Source organism: Acetobacter pasteurianus subsp. pasteurianus LMG 1262 = NBRC 106471 (assembly GCF_000285275.1).
GTDB lineage: Bacteria > Pseudomonadota > Alphaproteobacteria > Acetobacterales > Acetobacteraceae > Acetobacter > Acetobacter pasteurianus.
On record NZ_CADO01000003.1, the window covers coordinates 1 to 19,318 of the forward strand.

18 protein-coding genes and 1 tRNA gene are annotated in these 19,318 nt (G+C 54.0%); 4 read left to right on the plus strand and 15 right to left on the minus strand.

Going from position 1 to position 19,318, the window contains the following annotated elements; all coding sequences use genetic code 11:
• Nucleotides 1-59: 59 nt before the first annotated feature.
• The 3 genes from APA10_RS00775 to APA10_RS00785 are packed head-to-tail and all read right to left on the minus strand — an operon-like array spanning nt 60 to nt 3,938.
• Nucleotides 60-758 (minus strand): PqiC family protein, encoded by a 699-nt coding sequence (locus APA10_RS00775; RefSeq protein WP_003629568.1) that lies wholly within the window; start codon nt 756-758, stop codon nt 60-62.
• 4 nt (nt 759-762) lie between these two features.
• Nucleotides 763-2,472 carry a PqiB family protein gene (locus APA10_RS00780; RefSeq protein ID WP_035365818.1) on the minus strand — a complete coding sequence of 570 codons (1,710 nt, stop codon included), beginning with the start codon at nt 2,470-2,472 and terminating at the stop codon, nt 763-765.
• Entirely contained in the window at nt 2,469-3,938 is a 1,470-nt protein-coding gene (locus APA10_RS00785) for a paraquat-inducible protein A (protein ID WP_003629566.1), read from the minus strand. The genes APA10_RS00780 and APA10_RS00785 overlap by 4 nt, the downstream gene beginning before the upstream one ends.
• 172 nt (nt 3,939-4,110) lie before the next feature.
• On the opposite strand from APA10_RS00785, the gene APA10_RS00790 reads away from it, so the two are divergent.
• Nucleotides 4,111-4,183: transfer RNA gene (locus tag APA10_RS00790), tRNA-Thr, on the plus strand.
• 85 nt (nt 4,184-4,268) lie between these two features.
• Here APA10_RS00790 and APA10_RS00795 read toward each other — a convergent pair.
• From APA10_RS00795 to APA10_RS00845, 11 genes are all read right to left on the minus strand, one after another.
• Nucleotides 4,269-5,960: an ArnT family glycosyltransferase gene (locus APA10_RS00795; protein ID WP_003629565.1), complete on the minus strand. Its 1,692-nt coding sequence runs from the start codon at nt 5,958-5,960 to the stop codon at nt 4,269-4,271.
• Nucleotides 5,954-6,727, minus strand: a complete 774-nt coding sequence (locus APA10_RS00800) for a glycosyltransferase family 2 protein (protein ID WP_003629564.1) — start codon at nt 6,725-6,727, stop codon at nt 5,954-5,956. Before APA10_RS00800 ends, APA10_RS00795 begins: the two co-directional genes overlap by 7 nt.
• Nucleotides 6,728-6,753: 26 nt before the next feature.
• Nucleotides 6,754-7,257 carry a F0F1 ATP synthase subunit B gene (gene atpF / locus APA10_RS00805; RefSeq protein WP_003629562.1) on the minus strand — a complete coding sequence of 168 codons (504 nt, stop codon included), beginning with the start codon at nt 7,255-7,257 and terminating at the stop codon, nt 6,754-6,756.
• 23 nt (nt 7,258-7,280) lie between these two features.
• The gene (locus tag APA10_RS00810; protein WP_003629560.1) at nt 7,281-7,862 is read right to left on the minus strand and encodes a F0F1 ATP synthase subunit B family protein; all 582 of its coding nucleotides are present in this window, start codon (nt 7,860-7,862) and stop codon (nt 7,281-7,283) included.
• A gap of 49 nt (nt 7,863-7,911) precedes the next feature.
• The gene (locus APA10_RS00815) at nt 7,912-8,136 is read right to left on the minus strand and encodes an ATP synthase subunit C family protein (RefSeq protein ID WP_003624142.1); all 225 of its coding nucleotides are present in this window, start codon (nt 8,134-8,136) and stop codon (nt 7,912-7,914) included.
• Between the two features lie 55 nt (nt 8,137-8,191).
• Nucleotides 8,192-8,941, minus strand: coding sequence for a F0F1 ATP synthase subunit A (locus tag APA10_RS00820; RefSeq protein ID WP_003624139.1), 750 nt, complete (start codon nt 8,939-8,941; stop codon nt 8,192-8,194).
• A gap of 54 nt (nt 8,942-8,995) precedes the next feature.
• Complete coding sequence (locus tag APA10_RS00825) at nt 8,996-9,298, minus strand: AtpZ/AtpI family protein (protein WP_003629558.1); 303 nt, start codon at nt 9,296-9,298, stop codon at nt 8,996-8,998.
• 119 nt (nt 9,299-9,417) lie between these two features.
• Nucleotides 9,418-10,347: a signal recognition particle-docking protein FtsY gene (gene ftsY / locus APA10_RS00830; protein ID WP_003624133.1), complete on the minus strand. Its 930-nt coding sequence runs from the start codon at nt 10,345-10,347 to the stop codon at nt 9,418-9,420.
• 1 nt (nt 10,348) lies between these two features.
• Nucleotides 10,349-11,593 carry a tRNA (N(6)-L-threonylcarbamoyladenosine(37)-C(2))-methylthiotransferase MtaB gene (gene mtaB, locus APA10_RS00835; RefSeq protein ID WP_003629556.1) on the minus strand — a complete coding sequence of 415 codons (1,245 nt, stop codon included), beginning with the start codon at nt 11,591-11,593 and terminating at the stop codon, nt 10,349-10,351.
• Entirely contained in the window at nt 11,590-12,402 is an 813-nt protein-coding gene (gene dapF, locus APA10_RS00840; RefSeq protein WP_003629553.1) for a diaminopimelate epimerase, read from the minus strand. The genes mtaB and dapF overlap by 4 nt, the downstream gene beginning before the upstream one ends.
• 105 nt (nt 12,403-12,507) lie before the next feature.
• Nucleotides 12,508-12,909, minus strand: coding sequence for a VOC family protein (locus APA10_RS00845; protein WP_035365817.1), 402 nt, complete (start codon nt 12,907-12,909; stop codon nt 12,508-12,510).
• Between the two features lie 45 nt (nt 12,910-12,954).
• On the opposite strand from APA10_RS00845, the gene APA10_RS00850 reads away from it, so the two are divergent.
• Together APA10_RS00850 and APA10_RS00855 are read left to right on the plus strand one after the other, a co-directional pair.
• On the plus strand, nt 12,955-15,000 hold the full coding sequence (locus APA10_RS00850; protein ID WP_035365816.1) for a hypothetical protein: 2,046 nt from the start codon (nt 12,955-12,957) through the stop codon (nt 14,998-15,000).
• Between the two features lie 121 nt (nt 15,001-15,121).
• Nucleotides 15,122-16,876 (plus strand): DEAD/DEAH box helicase, encoded by a 1,755-nt coding sequence (locus APA10_RS00855; protein WP_003629547.1) that lies wholly within the window; start codon nt 15,122-15,124, stop codon nt 16,874-16,876.
• Between the two features lie 61 nt (nt 16,877-16,937).
• On the opposite strand, the gene APA10_RS00860 is transcribed toward APA10_RS00855, so the two are convergent.
• Nucleotides 16,938-17,498 carry a hypothetical protein gene (locus tag APA10_RS00860; protein ID WP_231111152.1) on the minus strand — a complete coding sequence of 187 codons (561 nt, stop codon included), beginning with the start codon at nt 17,496-17,498 and terminating at the stop codon, nt 16,938-16,940.
• 184 nt (nt 17,499-17,682) lie between these two features.
• Here APA10_RS00860 and APA10_RS00865 point away from each other — a divergent pair, with 184 nt between their 5' ends.
• Nucleotides 17,683-19,275: a S10 family peptidase gene (locus APA10_RS00865; protein WP_003629545.1), complete on the plus strand. Its 1,593-nt coding sequence runs from the start codon at nt 17,683-17,685 to the stop codon at nt 19,273-19,275.
• The last annotated feature ends 43 nt before the right edge of the window (nt 19,276-19,318 follow it).

Below are 19,318 nucleotides of genomic sequence, written 5' to 3' on the forward strand. Positions count from 1 at the left end.
GCCGTGCAGTTCGCCTCAATCATCATCCTGCTTAACTGACGACACGCTGTAGAACAATATCACCCGTGCTGTGTTTTCTTCCGCACAATGGTGTGTCGCCCAGTGGATTGACCAGAAGGAAGCTGGCGCAACTGCTGGGCAGCAACATCCGCCAATTGGCCCAGCAACTGGCTTAACACCTGCACCATTGGCATGGTGGCACTGGCCTGTGTGCCCTGCAGTGTAAAGTTCTGCATATAGTACTGCTCATCCTTGCCAGGAGCACCAGCAGATGCGGGCTGGATGGAAAGCGTGGCATCCAGCTCCACGTTGCCTGACGGGCCGGTTGAGAAGCGGCTGATGGACATATCCACATAGGCTTCCGGCTCAGTCGCCACAGTATCATTCTCTACAAACACGCCTGTGCCCGGCAGGCGCTGCGCCAGATCCCCCGCCATAACGCGGCTGATCTGGGCCGGCAGGGAATCGCTCCATGCATCAGCAGCAGAAACTGTAAGCTTATAACCACTATCTACCGTAACAATCCGGTCTCTATCCAAACCGGATGCCACAGTAGGCAAGCGCACTTCTACAAAACGTGGTCCACCTGGCTGCGGTTGGCCGGGTGTAACCGCCAATGTGTAAAGGGAGGGACTCCCACCAGAGCAGGCCGTTAACGTAAAGGCCATAACACCCAGCCCGGCCACACCGCTCAGGCGGAGCAACATACGCCGGTCAAGACGGGTTTTCATGGGCTTGCAAGAACCAGTTTGCGTCATGATCTTATCGTCCTGAAAGCAGCGCAGAAGGATGGTTGGTCAGGAAATCTGACAGGAACCGCAGGGAGCGCGCTGTCTGCCCCAACTGCACCACCATGGATTGCAGATTCCGATGGAAATCACTGTTGCCGCCATAACTGGCCAGCAGGCGGTTGGCATTCTGCAGGGTTTGATCAAGCTGCTGTGCCATTTCTGGCAGACGCTTGCTCAGCGGTGCCATACCATTGCGCAGATCATGCGTAAGCGCCTGCAGGTTCTGCATGGAATTGCGCAGTCCAATCAGAGACTGCTTAACATCCGGGCTCACAAGTGTCTGATCCGCATGTGCCAGCAGATTATTGGCGTTTGTGCCAATCTGTTCAAACGGCATAGCCGCCAGACGAGACGTAATGGTGGACAGCGAATCCATAATTCCGCCCATCCCACCGGCCTGACTTGGAATAACCAGCGTAGGACCTTCCATGCTGGTTGTGGCTGGTGCGGGATTCTTGATGAAGTTCAGGGAAATCATCCCCTCACCCGTCAGGAAGCTCACACTGTCTGTTGAAGCACGCAGACCATTCGCCACCAGAGTGCGGAACATATCTGTCAGATTGTTATTCCGCAGTTCAGCCGGAGACAGCACGCGTTCAGGCTGAACTTCCATGCCAATACGCACACGCGGATGGCCCGGGTTGGAGCTTAGATCCAGCTTTACACTGGTTACATTGCCCACCTGAATCCCAAACATCGTGACCTGGCTGCCAACATCCAAGCCTTTGACAGAAGACATTACATAAGTGGCAAGTGGCACGCGCTCACGATAGCCTGCGTTATCTGCATCCTCATGGGTATCATACAGCTTGAAAACCGTATTGGCTGGCGCTTCTGAAGCTGGATGCAAACGGCTTTCTGCAACAGGCGGCAGACCAAAAGCCACGCCACCAGAAAACAAAGCCTGCAGGGATTGTAACTGCACCTTAAGCCCACCGGCGCCAAACCCAACCTTAACGCCAGAAACGTTCCAGAAACGGGAATTGGTGTTCAGGTAATGATCATAGGGTTCGCGCACAAAAATCTGGATCATCACCGGGCCACGGCCGCCGGGTGGCATGGTGTAACCCAGCACTTCCCCCACATCCACATCACGGAAGAAAACAGGCGCCCCCTGCCCGATAGACCCGATATTGCCAGCTACCAGCGTATAAATACGACCCGGCTGATCTGACCTCACACCCGGAGGAGCTTCCAGCCCTTCAAACGTTGTGGTGCGTTTACCTGCAGGGTGGCCATTCTTGTTCAGCCCCGGATCAAACGCGATATACGCACCAGACATCAGGGTTTCCAAGCCGGTAATACTTGCCCCGTTGATACGCGGACGCACAACCCAGAACCGGCCGCTATCTGTCAGCATATCATTCGTACCCTTATTCATACGGATACGCACTTTGACATGCCGCAGATCATCAGTCAGCGAAACACCTTCCACCGTGCCCAGAACCACAGATTTGTTTTTTACCTGTGTCTGGCCGCTGGTCAGGCCATCGGCTGTATCAAATACAACGGTAATTTCTGGCCCATTGTCCATAAAACTGCGCCAGACCAGAAAGCCCGCAATCAGCACGGAAACAATGGGGATAATCCAGATAATGGAAAACCGAATGCGCCTTACCAGAGCATCCTGAGCACTTTCCCCTTCTGGAGGAGAGAAATGATTATGACTGTGTCCGTTCACGCCCTGTCCGGCTCCATGTTGTCCCAATATGCAGCAGCCTCAATTTTTGCCGGGCAATTTTGCCCGGCATCGGCTGGGGCCGTATCGCCGTTTTTGCCCGCTGCATCCCACATCAACCGAGGGTCAAATGCATGCACTGCAAAAATTGTCAGCACCACAACGGCGGCAAAACATACCACACCGCCATTGGCACTGATGCTAGCCATACTGCTAAAGCGCACCATGGCTACCAGAATGGAAACCATGAATACGTCAATCATAGACCAGCGCCCGATAACATCTACCAGCCTGTAAAGCCTGGATCGGGCAGCCAGATTTCGCGCAGAATGGTATTTGGTGCTGATCACCATAAACATCAGCCCGATAATTTTAAGAACGGGTACCAACACACTGGCAAACAACACCAGCAGGGAAAGCGGGATCATGTTGCTTTCCCACAGTTCTATGGCCCCTTCCACAATGGTATGCCCCGTGCCTGCGCCCAGCCGGATAACGGTCATAACCGGGTAGATATTGGCAGGCAGATAAAACACCACAGCGGAAACAAGCAGCGCCACCGTGCGGGCAATGCTATCTGGCTTGCGTTGGCGCAGCACATGCCCGCAGCGAGGGCAAAACCCTAACGGAGCTGTTTGATCCAGCTTTTCATCAAACAACAGCACAGCAGAGCAAGACAGGCAGGAAACCATATGGCTGGGTGGCGGTATCTGGTCATCCGGCCCGATTTCCTCGCAGGATAGACGTACGCGCTGATTATCCATCCGCCGCAAGCTGGTATCTGTTTGCCTGCGCCGCCAGATCAATTCCGTATCCAACGTGGCATCTGTGGCGGACATGGTGACCATAAGTGAAGCGACCAGAAAAACTGCCGCCCCCACCTGCACATAAGCCATATCTGACAGCTTGGTGTAGGCCACAAAGACGCCCAGAATATACACTTCCACCATCGACCACGGGCGCAAGCGTTCATACCACTTAAGAAGATGCGGCACCCAGAACGGCAGCTTGGGCTGAAGCGCACCAACCAGCACCAGCATCATCATGCTGATAACAAGCCCCGGCACAATAATGGTGGCTATGGCCACCAGCACGCCAATTTCGCCCCACCCCTCATGCAACAATTCTATCGGGCCAGTAAGAATATCTACGGTTCTCTCCCGCCCATACAGATCCAGCATCATCAATGTGGAAAGCAGCATGGCCAAATAGAGAGAAGCCGAACTGATACAAAAAGCCAGAGGCGTTGCGATAGGAGAAGTGCGATTGCGCCGATCCAGCAATTGCCCGCATCGGCAACAGCGTGCCTGTGTTCCGGGTTTAAGTTCTGACAGATGCTGGTAATGGCCACAGCAAGGGCATTCCACAATGCCCTGCACAAGCCGAACATGCCGCTTTTCATCAACCGGAACATTCTGCCCGGGATTAAGGGCCTCCCGCACCAAGCCAAATAACTGCGACATGTTCATACGGATAGTTCTTAAAACGAAAAAACTGTTCCGTCACACTCAAAACAGAATGGCACCCCTGCTTAAAGCCAGAAATGACGTTTTGTTGTTGCCCAAACTGCTAGGTAAATTGCAGTTTTCCCCTTGCGTAGGCACAGGGACCATGATAGTCACCGCCCCGCAAACAAAATGTGCCCGCTTAGCTCAGTTGGTAGAGCACGTCATTCGTAATGATGGGGCCGGTGGTTCGAATCCGCCAGCGGGCATTTCCTTTTGCACTTCCCAAAATACTGAACCCACTTTTGCATTGCGCTGTAAAAATGCGTTTTATATCCGTCCATTCAAACAGTTTTACTGCTTTGGCGGCGTATTCAGCTTGTACAAACTTATGAGCAAATGATGGCCGTTGGAGTAATTCAGCCCACCTACTGTACCAAGGCTAACGGCATCTTCTGTTTTATTCCCCAGCGCTGCCATAAATGCGGGTGTATCGCGCTGATCAACAAGTGCCACCGTGCACTTTGCATCTGCCTTTACAGCTGCTGCAGCATTTTCTGCACCCGTTAGCAACACCTTGCCACCCAGCAGAAAGACCAGGCTGGGCTCAGAAAATGATACTGACACCACATGCGACTCTGCACACGGTTGGTGTGCTTGCACCAGTGCTGTCAGACGCGGGGCCAACCAGATGCTCTGCAACTGTGGCACCACCACCGTAAACAGTCCCACATAGAGCAGCACAGCCGCTGCCACGCTGCTTAAAGCGGCCTGTTGCAAGCGTGCACGTGAAATATACCATGTTGCAAGGCCAACCAACGGCAATACACCCAAGGCCAGAACAATAGCAGCTGCGGATATTTGGTGCTCCAACACCCAGACAAGGGTTGGGCCAGCAACGGCCAAGGCAATGCCCACCAGAGCCCACGCGACAGCATAAATACTGAGCAGCACCTTGCCCCAAACTCGCGCAGGCCAATTACGCCATACGTCCCCACCTTGGGCCAGAAACGCTGCGGTAAGAATGGCAATAGCAGGATAAGTAGGTAGCACGTAATGCGGGAGCTTTGTCGCAATCGCTTCAAACACCACCCAATGCGGAATAATCCAGCACAGCAAATAGCGCACTGTTTCTTGCTTACGCGCACGCCAAACCAAAGGTGCCACGCAGGCCGCAAAAAATGAGCCTGGCCAGAACGCCAGCAAAAAAACCAACAGGTGGTAGCCTGGTGGCAACCCATGCGCTTGCTGCCCAGAGGCCACCTTGCCTAAAAAGTTGGTACCTACAGCATTCCGAAAAAACTCACCGTGGCTCACAACCCCAATAGCTACACACCACGGCACCAGAATAGCTGTGGACAGAAGCCAGCCCCATGCCGGGCGCATTCTGTGCCACAGACCAAAATCTCGTTCTAACATCCCCAACACCAAGGGTGTCGCAAGAGATGGGATAAGAATAACCGGCCCTTTCAACATCAGGCCGCAGCCAATGGCACCCCAATACAGCAAAGCACGTTTTATGGGCGTGGCCACACTTTGCTGGCGATCTCGCAAAGCGCCTGTTAACGCCAACTGCGCAAGCAAAACTGTAAGCAGCAGGCAGGAATCGATAGTGGCCATACGGCTTTCTGCTGCAACCAGCACAGAAGCCATAAACAACAAGCCCGCACCCAATCCGGCCGAAGCCCCAAACAGCATGGAGCCAATAAGTGCTGTAAGAACAACAGCAGCAGACATGGCCAGAAGTGAGGGAATACGATACGGCCAAACAACACGCTGATGCTGCATTCCTGTAAGAGAAACAGCAGCAGCCTCCAGCCAGTAAATACCAGCCGGTTGCAAATAACGCGGTTTGTCCTGAAAGCGCACATCTACAAAATTGTGCGATTCTAGCATCTGCGCTGTGGCTTCCATGTATCGGGGTTCATCCCGATCAAATGGTGGCGTAACAGCGCGCCCTGGCAGAAACAGCAAAAAAGCAGCAAGGCCTAAAAGCAGCAGAGCTTTAAGAGAAAGTGGCTGGTGACCGTTTTTCTGATTCAGCATTCACGAATCGATTTTGGAAGATGCGTACGATTCCGCAACCACATCACGCCCAGCAGATCACGCACGCCAACCACTGCACGATTAAAGTTGGTGTATTTAGACTGCCCATGCAAACGCGGCCGATGCGTAACAGGGTGGCACACCAACGGCACACCGTAAGATGCGAACAACGCCGGAAGGAAACGATGCAAGCCCTCAAACTGCGGCAAGCGCAGGAAGTCTTCTCGTTGGAAAATTTTGATAGGTGCGCCTGTATCCGGGCACTGATCATTTAAAAGTTTCTGCCGCAACCCGTTAGCAAAACGCGTTGCAAAACGGCGGGACCAACCATCTTTACGGCGCGTGCGCACCCCCACAACAAGTGGGGCCCTCCCCTTGGTTGCCTGCGCTTGCGCAAGAGAAACTAAATTACCGAGCTCACGTGGGTCATCCTGCCCATCACCATCAATAGTGGCAATCCATGTTCCTCGGGCAGCTGTAATGCCTGTGCGTAGGGCAGCAGACTTACCGCAACGCCGATCATGAGAAAGAATGCGTAAACTTGGCAAACATTCATCCCGCAAACGTTGCAAAACTTCTACGGTTTGATCTTGGCTGCCATCATCTACAAAAACCACTTCGACCGCAGGCAATTGCTGCATGGCCTCGGCCAGTTCCCGGCAAACCTGTGGCAGATTATCCTGTTCATCCAAAACAGCAATAACGATGCTCAGTTCACACTGAGCATCGTTATGCTGTGACGGTGTGGCTGAAACCAGACCTGTCACGTATTCACCATTCAGCTGATAATGTTTCAGGCTGCCTTGCGCGCAAGAGCGGCAGGCAAACCAGCCAGCGCCTGATCAACAAGCCCTGCGGCTTTCTGCTCATCAAGCGTCTGAGGAATAACACCGTTGGCAGCCTGTACGGCCACATCAATTGCCAACTGGCGCACTTCTTTAACAGCAGCGCGTTCTACAGCAGCAATACGATCACGCGCCATTTGCTCATGACGCTGCACAGCGGCTTCTGCCTCTGCGCGTGCTTTCTGGGCCATTTCAGCGGCTTGCTGATGCGCCTGCTCTACATAAGACTTAGCTTCTGCCAGTGCCTGCTCACGATCACGCGTGGCATCTTCTAGCATCTGCTCAGCTTCTCTTCTCAAGCGGGCAGCTTCATCCAGTTCTTCACGGATACGGTTGGCGCGGCTATCCAGAACGGTGGTAATAGGCAGCCAAATCTTTTTGCCAACCAGCACAAAGAACAAAACGAACGAAACAGCGACCCAGAAACCCGCTTCGTGAAAAATGCCAGACATGACGAAAATTCCCCCGGAGCTGGTCAGATAGTGCTGTGCGCCGAAGCGCTTTCAACCTTCTGGGCAACAAGCTGAGCATCAGGCACAATACCTGTCAGACGCTGAACCAGAGCCTGCGTGGTATCACCTGCAATTTCTTTAAGCGCGCTCAATGCACGCGTTTTTTCCTCAGCCACGCGTTTTTCGGCATCAGCAATTTCTGCTGTTACCCGCGCATTAATTTCCTGCATCTGCTGTTCGGCAGCTTTATGTTCTTCTGCCAGAACCTGATCAAGATGCGCCTGAGCTTCTGCCATGGCATCTTTACGGGCCTGCTGAAGTTCAGCAACAGCTTTATCGGCGTCCTGCTTAGCCGCGCGTGCAATTTCCAGATCCCCGGAAATACGCTTGCTACGGTCTTGCAGCACCCGGGTAATACCGGGCAGCATGGCTTTGCTGAGCACCATATAAAAGACGAAGAAAATTACCGCGCCCCACATAACCTGACCGGTTACAAGGGGGTTGGCAAAATCTAGCTGAGGCATTCCCGTGGCATATGCACCAGGCGCGGAAACGGCCAGAAGAGACACACCGGAAACCGTTGCCAACAGGCCGGCACGAAGCATCTTCTTAATCACACCCACAGGAATGTTCTCCTCTTTCCTGAAAGCTTTCTCAGACGAACAGGATCAGGAACGCGATCAGCAGCGCGAACAGAGCGATAGCTTCTGTCAGAGCAAAGCCGAGCATACCCAGACCGAACACATGCGGGCGGGAAGCCGGGTTGCGCGCAATGCTGCTTACCAGCGTGGAGAAGATGTTGCCGAGGCCGATACCAACGCCGGCAAGGGCGATCACGGCGATACCTGCACCGATTTCCCGGGCTGCAGCGATGTCCATATCAGTCACTTCCTTGTTTCAAGTACAGTTCAAACGAAACGGGCAAAGCAGCTCCTCAGTGAGCCACGGCCTCCCGCAGGTAGATGCACGTCAGAATGGCAAACACATAGGCCTGCAACACACCAACAAGCAACTCAAGAGCCATCAGTGCCACGTTAATGGCAATCGGCCCAACCGCAAACACGTCACCCACCACACCAAAACCGGCGAGCATGATAACAAAGCTTGCGAAAATATCGAACATGACATGCCCGGCAACCATGTTGGCGAACAGTCGGATGGAGAGGCTGACAGGACGCGAAAGAAAAGAAAGAATTTCAATCGGGATCAGCAGCGGAGCCAGAAACGGGCTAGCGCCTTCCGGCATGAAGTGCGCAAAGAAACGCAGCCCCTGCACCTTAAGGGAGACAATAACCGTAAGCACAAACACCATCATGGCAAGCGCAAAGGTTACGGCAATATGGCTGGTAAACGTAAAGGAAAACGGCAGCAGACCAATATAGTTACCGGCCAGAATAAAGAAGAACAGCGTGAAGATGAACGGGAAGAAAGCCGTGCCTTCTGGCCCGATCGTATCAACCGCCATGTTATGAATAAATTCGTAACAAACTTCTGCCGCTGCCTGCAAACGACCGGGAACAACTGCTGCTGGGCGCATACCAAAATACAGGAATGCCAGAACCAGACACACTGCCACAATCATGTACAGGGGGGATTGGCTGAAACGCAATGCTTCGCCCAGCCCACCAAGAACGGGATGAAGCTCAAACTGTTCAAGTACGTTGATGCTGGAACCGCCCGCCACAACCGCTCTCCTAAAACCCTTTACCGCATCCGAATCGTATCGGATTACAGCTTCTTACTTGCCGTCTATCGACTTGACCAGCCGCCAAACATTCAGCACGCCAGCACCTCCGCCCATCAGCGCGAAGATAACGAGAAAAACTGCCCGGGTTTTCAGCCAGTGATCCAGCTCCCACCCAATTGCAACGCCCACTATCAGTGCTGAAAGCATTTCTGCCCCAGCTCTAAGCGCCAGCCCAGGAAGAGATTGCTCTATAGCATCTTCTTTCTCGGCTGAATCTTCCTTTTTCTCTAGGCCAGAGCGGCGTTCTGCCGCCTTTAGCCGAGCATCGAAGGAATCGTCACCGTTCTTACTCATTCTTCGCCCCTTCAGAGGGGTGCAGGCGCTTGCTAACGGGGCTGTCATATCCTGTCAAGAAACCATGATGGATAGATGCATCAAAATCTGTCTTTTCCACCATAATTCTCCACAAAAAATCAGACTGTGTCAGCCACACCCACTAAACCGCGTGCATAATCCACTGCGGAGAAAGGTCGCAGATCTTCTGCCTGTTCACCCACACCCACGGCATGCACGGGCAACCCAAACTGATCAGCCAGCGCCACCACAATGCCCCCACGGGCAGAACCATCCAATTTTGTCACCACCAGACCGGTCACATTCACAAGTTCGCGAAACACCCGCACCTGCTCCACAGCATTCTGGCCAGTTGTGGCATCCAGCACCAACAACACGGAGTGTGGCGCCGTTTCATCGAACTTACGCATGACGCGGATAATCTTGGCAAGTTCTTCCATCAGCGCACTTTTATTGTGCAGGCGGCCGGCCGTATCTACAAACAGCAGATCAGCACCTTCTGCCTTGCCACGCTTGAGTGCTTCAAAGGCCAAACCGGCTGCATCTGCACCGGGGGGGCCAGCAATAACCGGGCAACCGGTTCTTTCGCCCCAAATCTGCAATTGCTCCACGGCTGCGGCGCGGAAGGTATCGCCCGCCACCATCATCACCTTCTTACCTTCCTCGGTAAAAAAGCGGGCCATTTTGCCAATAGTGGTTGTTTTACCCACGCCATTCACACCCACCACCAATACAACATGCGGTTTGTGTGCGGGATCAGGCTCAAAAGGCTTGGCAACAGGTTCCAGAATGGTGGCAATTTCGTCCGCCAAGGTGTTGCGAATTTCTTCGTCCGTCACCTCAGTGCCAAAACGGGAGGATCGGAAGGATTCGATAATACGCTCTGCAACAGCCGGCCCCATATCTGCTGTAATCAGCAGATCTTCCAGCTCTTCCAGTGCTTCGTCATCCAGCTTGCGCTTGGTGAAAATGCCCGTAATGCCTCCACCCAGCTTTTGGGTAGAACGTGACAATCCCTGCTTGAGACGAGAGAAAAAACCAAGCGCCATCTCAGATCCTTTCCACCACCAGCCCTGCACTTTCGGCCATTGTGGGCTGAAGGGTTATAATTTCCCCCACTTCGGCTTCACCTTGCGCAAGCCGCACCGGCGCAAACTGCTCACTATGGCCGGTGGTTGGGGTTTCCATCAGCACGCGTAGGGGCTGACCTACAAGACTTTCATAATATCGGGCAGCAGAGGCTGCACCCACTTCGCGCAACTGCGCAGCACGCGCCTTGCGCTCGGGCACAGGCACTGCACGCATACGCGCTGCAGGCGTTCCAGGCCGCTCACTATACGGAAACACATGCAGATACGGCAGCGCCTGCTGGGCAAGAAAACTGCGGGTTTCTTCAAACAGCGTTTCATCTTCAGTTGGGAAGCCCGCAATAACATCAGCGCCAATGCCAATATCTGGCCGCAGTTTTCGTGCACGTTCTACAACCCGCGCAGCATCTGCCACCAAATGCCGCCGCTTCATGCGCTTGAGAATCAGGTCAGACCCTGCCTGCAAGGAAAGATGCAGATAAGGCATAAAACGTGGCTCTTCTGCCAGAAGCTGCCAGATATCCTCATCAATCTCGACCGGATCTACCGAAGAAAGGCGCATGCGCTCCAGTTCTGGCACCAGGCGCAACACGCGGCGGCAAAGCTGACCAAGCACTGGCTTGCCGGGCAGGTCTTCCCCCCAGGATGTCATATCCACCCCGGTCAGCACCACTTCCCGATACCCGGACTGCACCAAAGCACGTACCTGCTCCACTACAGCCCCCACGGGGACAGACCGAGATGGCCCGCGCCCAAAAGGAATAATGCAGAACGTGCACCGATGATTGCACCCCTGCTGAACCTGCACAAAAGCCCGTGTGCGGCCTGCAAATTCCGTCACCAGATGTGCGGCCGTTTCCTTGGCTGCCATAATATCGGACACAGCAAGCGGCTCAGACAAGGCAGATGCAGACCAACTCTCGGCCTTCAGCTTTTCCTCATTCCCCAGTACACGGGCTACGCCGGGCAGATCGCTCCAACTTTCTGGGTTAATCTGGGCTGCACATCCTGTGACCACAATGCGGGCATCCGGATTTTCACGATGCGCGCGCCGAATAGCCTGCCGCGCCTGCCGCTCTGCCTCTCCCGTAACGGCACAGGTGTTCACGATAATTACATTATCCAGTGAAGCTGCGTGGTTACGCATCACTTCACTTTCCCATGTATTCAGACGACAGCCAAATGTGAGAATTTCTGGCTTGCTCATTCCGGGTACGCGGCCAAATCAACCGTCCCCTCAAAAGCTGTTGTTGCAGAACCTGTCATGAGCACATGATTGTTGGCTGTCCATTCAATCCGCAAAATGCCACCATCCAGTTCCACTTCACACACACGGCCGATCAGACCGCGCCGTGCTGCATTTACCACTGCGGCACATGCGCCAGAACCACAGGCTTCTGTTACACCGGCACCACGTTCATGCACCTTGAGCCGCATCCGTGCTGGCCCATCAATACGCGCAAAGCCGATATTGGCGCGTTCGGGAAAAAGCGGGTCATGCTCCAGCGCATACCCTTGGGAAAGGCGCACAAAATCTTCCACAAAAAACGTTGCGTGCGGGTTCCCCATAGATGCCGCGGCAGGGTCACCCTCCAATGGCAGATGCAGGGTATCCATTTCCGCCGCCAAAGGCACATCCTGCCAGTTCAGGCGGGGTTCACCCATATCTACCGTAATCAGACCGTTTTCTTCTATCCGCGCAGGCAGGCATCCAGCGCGCGTTTGTAGCACAGGCGTTCTGTTTCCTGTTTCCCGCCAGATCAGATCAGCCACACAGCGCGAAGCATTTCCGCACGCACCGGCCTCTGATCCATCAGGATTGAAAAAACGCACAAAAACATCTGCCCCCTCCGCACAGGCCGGGCGCAGCGTCACCAACTGGTCACACCCAATACCACGGCGCCTATGCGCCAAAGCGGCTATACGGGCTGGCGTAAGGGACAAATGCCCATTGCGCTCGTCCAGAATGACGAAATCATTCCCCAGACCATGCATTTTACGGAAAGATGTCAGCATGCCGTGGCTTATACGCCACTTTAAGCGCTGATGCCATGAGAGAAAGCAGCCAGCAGGCCCGGAAATCGGTCTTTTCCGCGCTCTACTGGCATAATTGTAACGTGCTTACAGGAAGCGCCCCGGAGCACCACGCTGCAATACTTCAATTTTATAACCATCCGGATCGGTCAGAAAAAAGAACTGCCCTACCACTTGGCCTTTATTTTCCAGCGTTTTAACCGGCGTAACCGGATGCCCAGCTACTTCCATACGATCATGTTCTGCCTGCACATCCGCAACAGACACAGCGAGATGGCCGTAACCTTCCCCTAGATCATAAGGTTCTGTCCGCCCGTGGTTGATTGTAAGTTCAAGCTCAAAAGTCTGCTCATCATTAGCCAGATACACCAATGTAAAACTCTCAAATTCAAACCGGCCGACAGGTTTGATGCCGAGCGTATCTGCATAAAAATGCGTGGAACGTGCCTCGTCCAACACCCGCAACATGCTGTGGATCATCTTGGCCATAAAAACATTCCTTTACCAAACAGAGCATAATAAAAACCAACGCCTGTGCTTAACGCACATCTTTTTTCCCTGAAATTATTTTTTAAGGAGAGAGCTCTTTACGGCAAGCCAAGGAAAATGGTTCACATTCATATAAGAACCACTTCAACAATATTTGAAAAGCGAATGCGCATCTTCCGCCAGTTTTCCTGCCGCATGGCACATCATATTAAAACAGGCCTATGCATGGGCACTGTACTGGCCTCTGGCGGAATGGCCATGAACTACGCCTATGCGGCAGCGGATGATGCGGCCTCGCTTGATGCGTTGGAACAGCAGATTGCGCGCATTCAAACCGAACAGCGCGAATTGCAAAAAGCACTCGTAAGCGTGCAAAAACAGATTGCCCAGCGCCGCGGCACTGTACACGCCAGTAATGGCAGCTCCACTACAGCAAGGGCTGTTTCTGGCAGCCACCATGCCGTTGCCAGTTCTGGCTCTGGTGTTACCGTTGCCATGCAGGATGGTACAATCGCCAGCACAGCCTCCACAGATCCGGGTATTAGCGCACCAGCCTCCACACGCTCTATGCGTCATGCCATTGGTCCAGATGCCCAACCTGTATTTTCTGGCAAAAATGATACGCCCGAAGTGGAATCTGTTGTTGGCCACCGTGCAGAAGACATGATTGCCCGTATTGCGGACAACCAAGTGGGCGCGCACCAACGTGAAACAGCTGGCGCACAGGCCGCCGGTGCGCTGGGCGACCATGGCGTGTTCCACCTTGGGCCACTTACCCTTATTTTGGGTGGCTTTTTGGATGCAGCGGCGGTGGAATCAAACCGCCACACATCCACCGGCACCTTCAACTATTGGGCGGACATGCCTTACAAGGGTGATGCGCGTTACCATACCGATAACTTTGAAGGCAGCGCACGTTACAGCCGTATTTCCCTTATGGCCCGCGGCAACGTGGATAAAAACTCCACCATTTCCGGTTTTTATGAAATGGACTTCGGGGCGGGCGCTTCCACAACAGATCCGTATGAAAGTAACAGTTACACCTTCCGTATGCGCCAACTTTATATGGCCTACGATAACAGTGCTCTGAACTTTCACTTTCTGGCCGGGCAAGCATGGAGCATGCTGACACCTGGCCGCGTGGGTATTATTCCCCGTCAGGAAAATCTGCCTCTCACCATCGAATCCTCCATGCTGGCAGGCCAGACATGGGCACGGCAGCTACAGTTCCGCTTTGTAAAAGACTTCTTCCAGCACAGGCTGTGGGCTGGCCTTTCCATCGAAAACTCGGCCACCCTTTATAATGTTGATAGCTTTTCGAGCGTGACAGACGGGCAGGTACGCCTGCCAAACGGACGGATTGCAACTGTAGGGTATGACGGCACGGGCCTGACAAACGATGCCCTCTTCCCCAACGAAATTGCCCCAGACATTATTGGTAAACTGGCATGGGACCCCCACTGGGGGCACTACGAAATTGAGGGGATTCTGCACTTTCCGCATACCCGCGTTTCCGAACTTGGTGGCGGACGCAACCATACTGCCATTGCTGGCGGTGGTGGTGGCTCTGTTGTGCTTCCCGTTCTGCCGCACAAGGTGGAAGTGCGGCTTGCAGGCTTGGCTGGGGTAGGCATTGGCCGTTACGGGTCTGTGTTGCTGCCAGATGCCACGCTTAATTCCAAAGGTGAGCCCTCACCCATTCCATCCATACAAGGTACGGCTGGCGTTATTGCCCACCCTAACCCGCTTATCGATGTGTATGGTTACTTTGGATATCAACAGGCAGGCCGTCGCTACTTTGATGCCAATGGCTCTGCCTATGGGTATGGCAACCCATCGTTTGATAACAGCGGCTGTAATGTTGAAATGGCCACAGAACTTTCCACTCTTGGCTGCACAGGCAATACCCGCAGCGTCATGGAAGCAACCGTTGGCGCGTGGTATCGTTTCTTCAAGGGCCATTACGGCACTGTGGAAGCCGGTTTGCAGCTTGCGTATTCCCGCCGCAAGGCCTGGGAAGGGCTGGGCGGCGCCCCAAGTGCTGGTATGAGCCAGGTTTTTATGGATTTCCGCTATCTTCCTTTCCAGTAAAAGCGCATAATTCCTGTGCTATAAAATCATGCAGTACAGGGTTCTGCCGTCAAACTACTAGCTTTTCCGGGCAGGAACCTTTATCTCGCATTTCTATTCCCGTTGCCCGGATCCGGATTGTATGCCTTTTCAGAATGCTCCTGCCCCTCTCGCTCGTGCTCTTGCTGCACGTGGCTTTACTGCTCCTACCGCTGTTCAGGCCGCCGTTCTGGCCGATGATGCCAAAAATCGCGACCTGCTGGTTTCAGCCCGCACCGGATCTGGCAAAACTGTTGCTTTCGGCCTGACGCTGGCTGACCTGCTGCTGAATGATGCAGGCCGCTGCGTGCCGTCTGGCGCACCTATCGCTCTGGTTATTGCCCCCACGCGTGAACTTGCCTTGCAGGTGCGTAGTGAGCTGGAATGGCTGTATGCCGAAACCGGTGCACGCATTGTTTCCTGCGTTGGTGGCATGGAACCCCGCAAGGAAGCCCGAGCCCTTGCCTCTGGCTGCCACATTGTTGTGGGCACCCCTGGCCGCCTGTGTGACCATCTGCGCCGCGGTGCGCTTGATCTTTCACACCTGAAAGCCGTGGTGCTGGATGAAGCAGATGAAATGCTTGATCTGGGCTTCCGTGATGAGCTGGAAACCCTGCTGGACGCCATGCCAAAAGAGCGGCGCACCCTGCTGTTTTCCGCAACCATTGCACGCGATATTGCAGCCCTTGCACGCCGATATCAGCAGGATGCCCTACGCATTGATACGGTAGGGACAAATACTCCCCACGCCGATATTACCTACCGTGCTGTTCTGACCGAACAAGGCGATATGGCTGGCACGGTTGTAAACGTGCTGCGCCTGATGGAATCCTCCGCTGCCATCGTGTTCTGCCATACGCGTGAAGCTGTGCGCCAGTTGCAGGCGATTCTGACAGAACGCGGTTTTTCCTCCGTCGCCATTTCAGGTGATCTGGGACAGAACGAACGTAGCCGCGCCATAGAAAGCCTGCGCCATGGCCAAGCCCGCGTGTGCGTAGCAACAGACGTAGCCGCCCGCGGTATTGATATTCCGGATCTGGGGCTGGTTATCCATGCCAGCCTGCCCTCCAACCCAGCTACCTTGCTGCATCGTTCCGGCCGTACAGGCCGTGCAGGCAAAAAAGGTACCTGTGTGTTATTGGTGCCACCGGCACGCAGAAGATTGGCAGAACGCCTGCTTCAGGCCGCCAAGGTCACCGCAGAATGGAGTGGTGCCCCTACCCCGGCGGCCATTGCCACAGCCGATGCCGAGCGCCTTTTGGGTGCTCCATTCCTTTCTGCTCCGGCACCGGAAGATGCAGAAACACAAACGCTGATCGGTCGCCTTGTTGCTGAACACACGCCAGAACAACTGGCTGCAGCACTTGTTGGCCTGTGGCATAAAAGCCTGCCTGCACCTGTTTCTGTACGCGTCATCACTCCAGATGCGCGTCGTGCCCCGCGTGAGCGTGATCCAAACCGCCCTGTGCGCGAAAGAGAACGTGCACCTGCGATGGATGGCAAATGGTTCCGCCTTTCTGTTGGCCGTGAAGATCGGGCAGACCCCAAATGGCTGGTGCCCATGCTGTGCCGCTTGGGGAACATTAAAAAGCAGGATATCGGCTCTATCCGTATTACGCAGGACCACACACTGGTTGAAATTTCTCCCGATAAAGCTGAGCAGTTTGCGTCTTGCGCCTCTGCCACGGACCCGGATGAAATTACAGTGGAACCAGCAGCAGCACCCCGCAAAGGTGGCGGTGGTGGCGGACCTCGCCCTGCTTATGCTGATCGGAAACCCAAAGGTGGCCGTTCTTTTGCGCCTCGTCGGGAAGGCCCTAGCAAAAACGGTTCTTCCCGCAAGCGTAAATCAAAATAAACTTTACACTCATCAACCCATCAGGCCGCTTTCAAGCGGCCTGATGCAGTTTGAGCCAACCTTACAAAGGTGGCAGAGTGGTTGCATCGCGCAGGTCTGAAGAAACCCGGTCTCTCTGGGCTTTCCAAGCCTTACGCGTATTTTCCCCCGCATTATTCCAACGGTCTGTAACGTTCTTTTCTGCGTTGGTTACACGATCACGCTGCGCCTGCAGCCTTTCGCGTGCTTCCTCACCACTGTTATTCCAGCGATCCCGGACGTTCTTTTCCGCATTGGTGACACGGTCTCGCTGTGCCTGCAGTTTCTCACGTGCTTCCTCACCGCTATTGTTCCAGCGGTCACGCACGTTCTTTTCTGCATTGGTAACACGATCGCGCTGCGCCTGTAGCTGTTCACGCGTTGCTTCAGTGCTATTGTTCCAACTATTGCGCACCTGATCTCGCGCAGCCTGCCCGCTATTTCTAAAACCAGATGTCAGATTATTGGCATCATTGCGCACGCTATCACGCGTTGCATTCAGTTGGTCCTGTGCGTCCTGCTGCAGGCAACCCGTCAGAGACAGGCACGGATCAGCATGTGCCAAAGATGCCGTGCCAGCCAACGCTGCCACAGATAAACTCATCACCGCAAATTTCTGAATAAACCTCATAATAACCTATTCTTTCTTCAATTCTGTCCACACGAAGTGGAGCGTTGATGAATTTTTAGACATGTAATTCTGGCAAAAAATAGTCCACCCCGGCCCTTGCGAGAACACGATTGCAGACGCAGCATAGCGACAAGTATTTTCGATAAACTCAAGGATCATGCGTATCGTGATGAAACCTGTTTTCTACCCGGCAAAATGGCCAAGTTTTAGCAAGCTAAAGCTTGCTTGCTCTTTAGCTGTTGCCCTTAGCCTATCCACCACAGCCATAGCCGCAACCGAACCATCACCACCGCCAGCCAAGCCCACACCACCGGTAACAGGCCCAGCTCCGGCACAAACGCAAACAGATACATTTCACAATGAAGCAGCCCTGCTGCCTCAGGACGCCATCACGCATCACACTGGCATTTTTGATAAGCGCAAAATCCCTTACACAGCCCATACCGGTACCCTGACCTTACGGGATGATGAAGGTGCCCCTACGGCGCGTGTTTTTTACGTTGCCTATACGCAGGATGGTGTAGATCCGGCTCATCGGCCTGTTGCCTATTTCTTTAATGGTGGCCCCGGCGCAGGCACGGCTTACTTACATTTGGGCGCGGCTGGCCCTTCTGTTCTCTCTTTCCCTAATGGCAACCCGGCAGATGGTGCCAATGCACAGCTCACACCCAACACGGAAAGCTGGCTGGCTGCAGCAGATCTGGTGTTTATAGATGCACCGGGCACTGGCTGGTCTATCCCTACAGATGCCAAAAAAGCCGCTAAGGCATTTTACGGCGTTAAACAGGATGCACACGCATTTGCAAAAGCTATCCAGCTTTGGGCCCAAAGCAATAACCGGCAGATTTCTCCACGTTATCTTGTAGGTGAAAGCTACGGTGGCCTCCGCGCTATTGAAGTCGCCGATGCCCTCGCGCAGGATCAAAATATTCTGGTGAATGGGATCATCATGATCTCCCCAGCACTGGATATGACATTGCTGGATACGGCCAATGATATTCTGGCAACCAGTTTTGTCCTGCCCTCTCTGGAAGCATCCCAGCTTGCACTGCAACATAAACTGACACCAGAAAACGCTGCCGGGCATTTGGATAGCGCATACCATTACGCCATTGGCCCATACCTCAGCACGCTGGCCAATGCGCCACTTGCCGGAAATGCCGCGCAGGATTTTTACGAAGACGTTGCCACACATTCAGGCATCCCGCTTGAGACTGTGGCAAAAGAACGCGGCATGTTGCAGCCAGAGGCCCACGATGTGCGCAGCCGTAATGGGCGCCTTTATTCCCTTTACGATAGTACGTTTTCCATTGCAGACCCATTCCCCGAAGGTGTGGAAAATGGTGCCAGCCCGGACCCCATTCTGGATGGCTTTACCCGCGCCTATGGCAGCGCATTTGAACAGTATGCTGCAACAAGCCTGAACTTCCGCACACCGCTAAGCTATTCTCTTTTGAACATGAAGGTAAATGAGGCGTGGGATTATCGGGATGGTGGCAGCCCTATTGTCCGCCCTATTCCGACACTTCGCCGCCTTTTGGCATTGAACCCAACCCTGCGGGTTTTTATTGCCAATGGGTATTATGATCTGGTTTGCCCCTTTGCCTCATCCCGCTGGGTAGCTGAGCATATTCCGGTAGGCAGAAACCGCATTGCCCTACACACTTACCCTGGCGGACATATGCTTTACATCCGGGCAGACAGCCGCGCAGCCCTTGCGCAGGATGCCAAAACATTCATGACACCATAAAAAAACGGGTGGGGAATTTCTTCCCCACCCGTTTTTGCCAAAC

Bases quoted from the DNA above. Each gene is read 5' to 3' on its own strand.
- APA10_RS00775 (WP_003629568.1), bottom strand. From the start codon at position 758: ATGACGCAAACTGGTTCTTGCAAGCCCATGAAAACCCGTCTTGACCGG.
- APA10_RS00785 (WP_003629566.1), bottom strand. From the start codon at position 3,938: ATGAACATGTCGCAGTTATTTGGCTTGGTGCGGGAGGCCCTTAATCCC.
- APA10_RS00795 (WP_003629565.1), bottom strand. From the start codon at position 5,960: ATGCTGAATCAGAAAAACGGTCACCAGCCACTTTCTCTTAAAGCTCTG.
- atpF (WP_003629562.1), bottom strand. From the start codon at position 7,257: ATGTCTGGCATTTTTCACGAAGCGGGTTTCTGGGTCGCTGTTTCGTTC.
- APA10_RS00810 (WP_003629560.1), bottom strand. From the start codon at position 7,862: ATGCTTCGTGCCGGCCTGTTGGCAACGGTTTCCGGTGTGTCTCTTCTG.
- APA10_RS00815 (WP_003624142.1), bottom strand. From the start codon at position 8,136: ATGGACATCGCTGCAGCCCGGGAAATCGGTGCAGGTATCGCCGTGATC.
- APA10_RS00825 (WP_003629558.1), bottom strand. From the start codon at position 9,298: ATGAGTAAGAACGGTGACGATTCCTTCGATGCTCGGCTAAAGGCGGCA.
- ftsY (WP_003624133.1), bottom strand. From the start codon at position 10,347: ATGGCGCTTGGTTTTTTCTCTCGTCTCAAGCAGGGATTGTCACGTTCT.
- mtaB (WP_003629556.1), bottom strand. From the start codon at position 11,593: ATGAGCAAGCCAGAAATTCTCACATTTGGCTGTCGTCTGAATACATGG.
- dapF (WP_003629553.1), bottom strand. From the start codon at position 12,402: ATGCTGACATCTTTCCGTAAAATGCATGGTCTGGGGAATGATTTCGTC.
- APA10_RS00845 (WP_035365817.1), bottom strand. From the start codon at position 12,909: ATGGCCAAGATGATCCACAGCATGTTGCGGGTGTTGGACGAGGCACGT.
- APA10_RS00855 (WP_003629547.1), top strand. From the start codon at position 15,122: ATGCCTTTTCAGAATGCTCCTGCCCCTCTCGCTCGTGCTCTTGCTGCA.
- APA10_RS00860 (WP_231111152.1), bottom strand. From the start codon at position 17,498: ATGAGTTTATCTGTGGCAGCGTTGGCTGGCACGGCATCTTTGGCACAT.
- APA10_RS00865 (WP_003629545.1), top strand. From the start codon at position 17,683: ATGCGTATCGTGATGAAACCTGTTTTCTACCCGGCAAAATGGCCAAGT.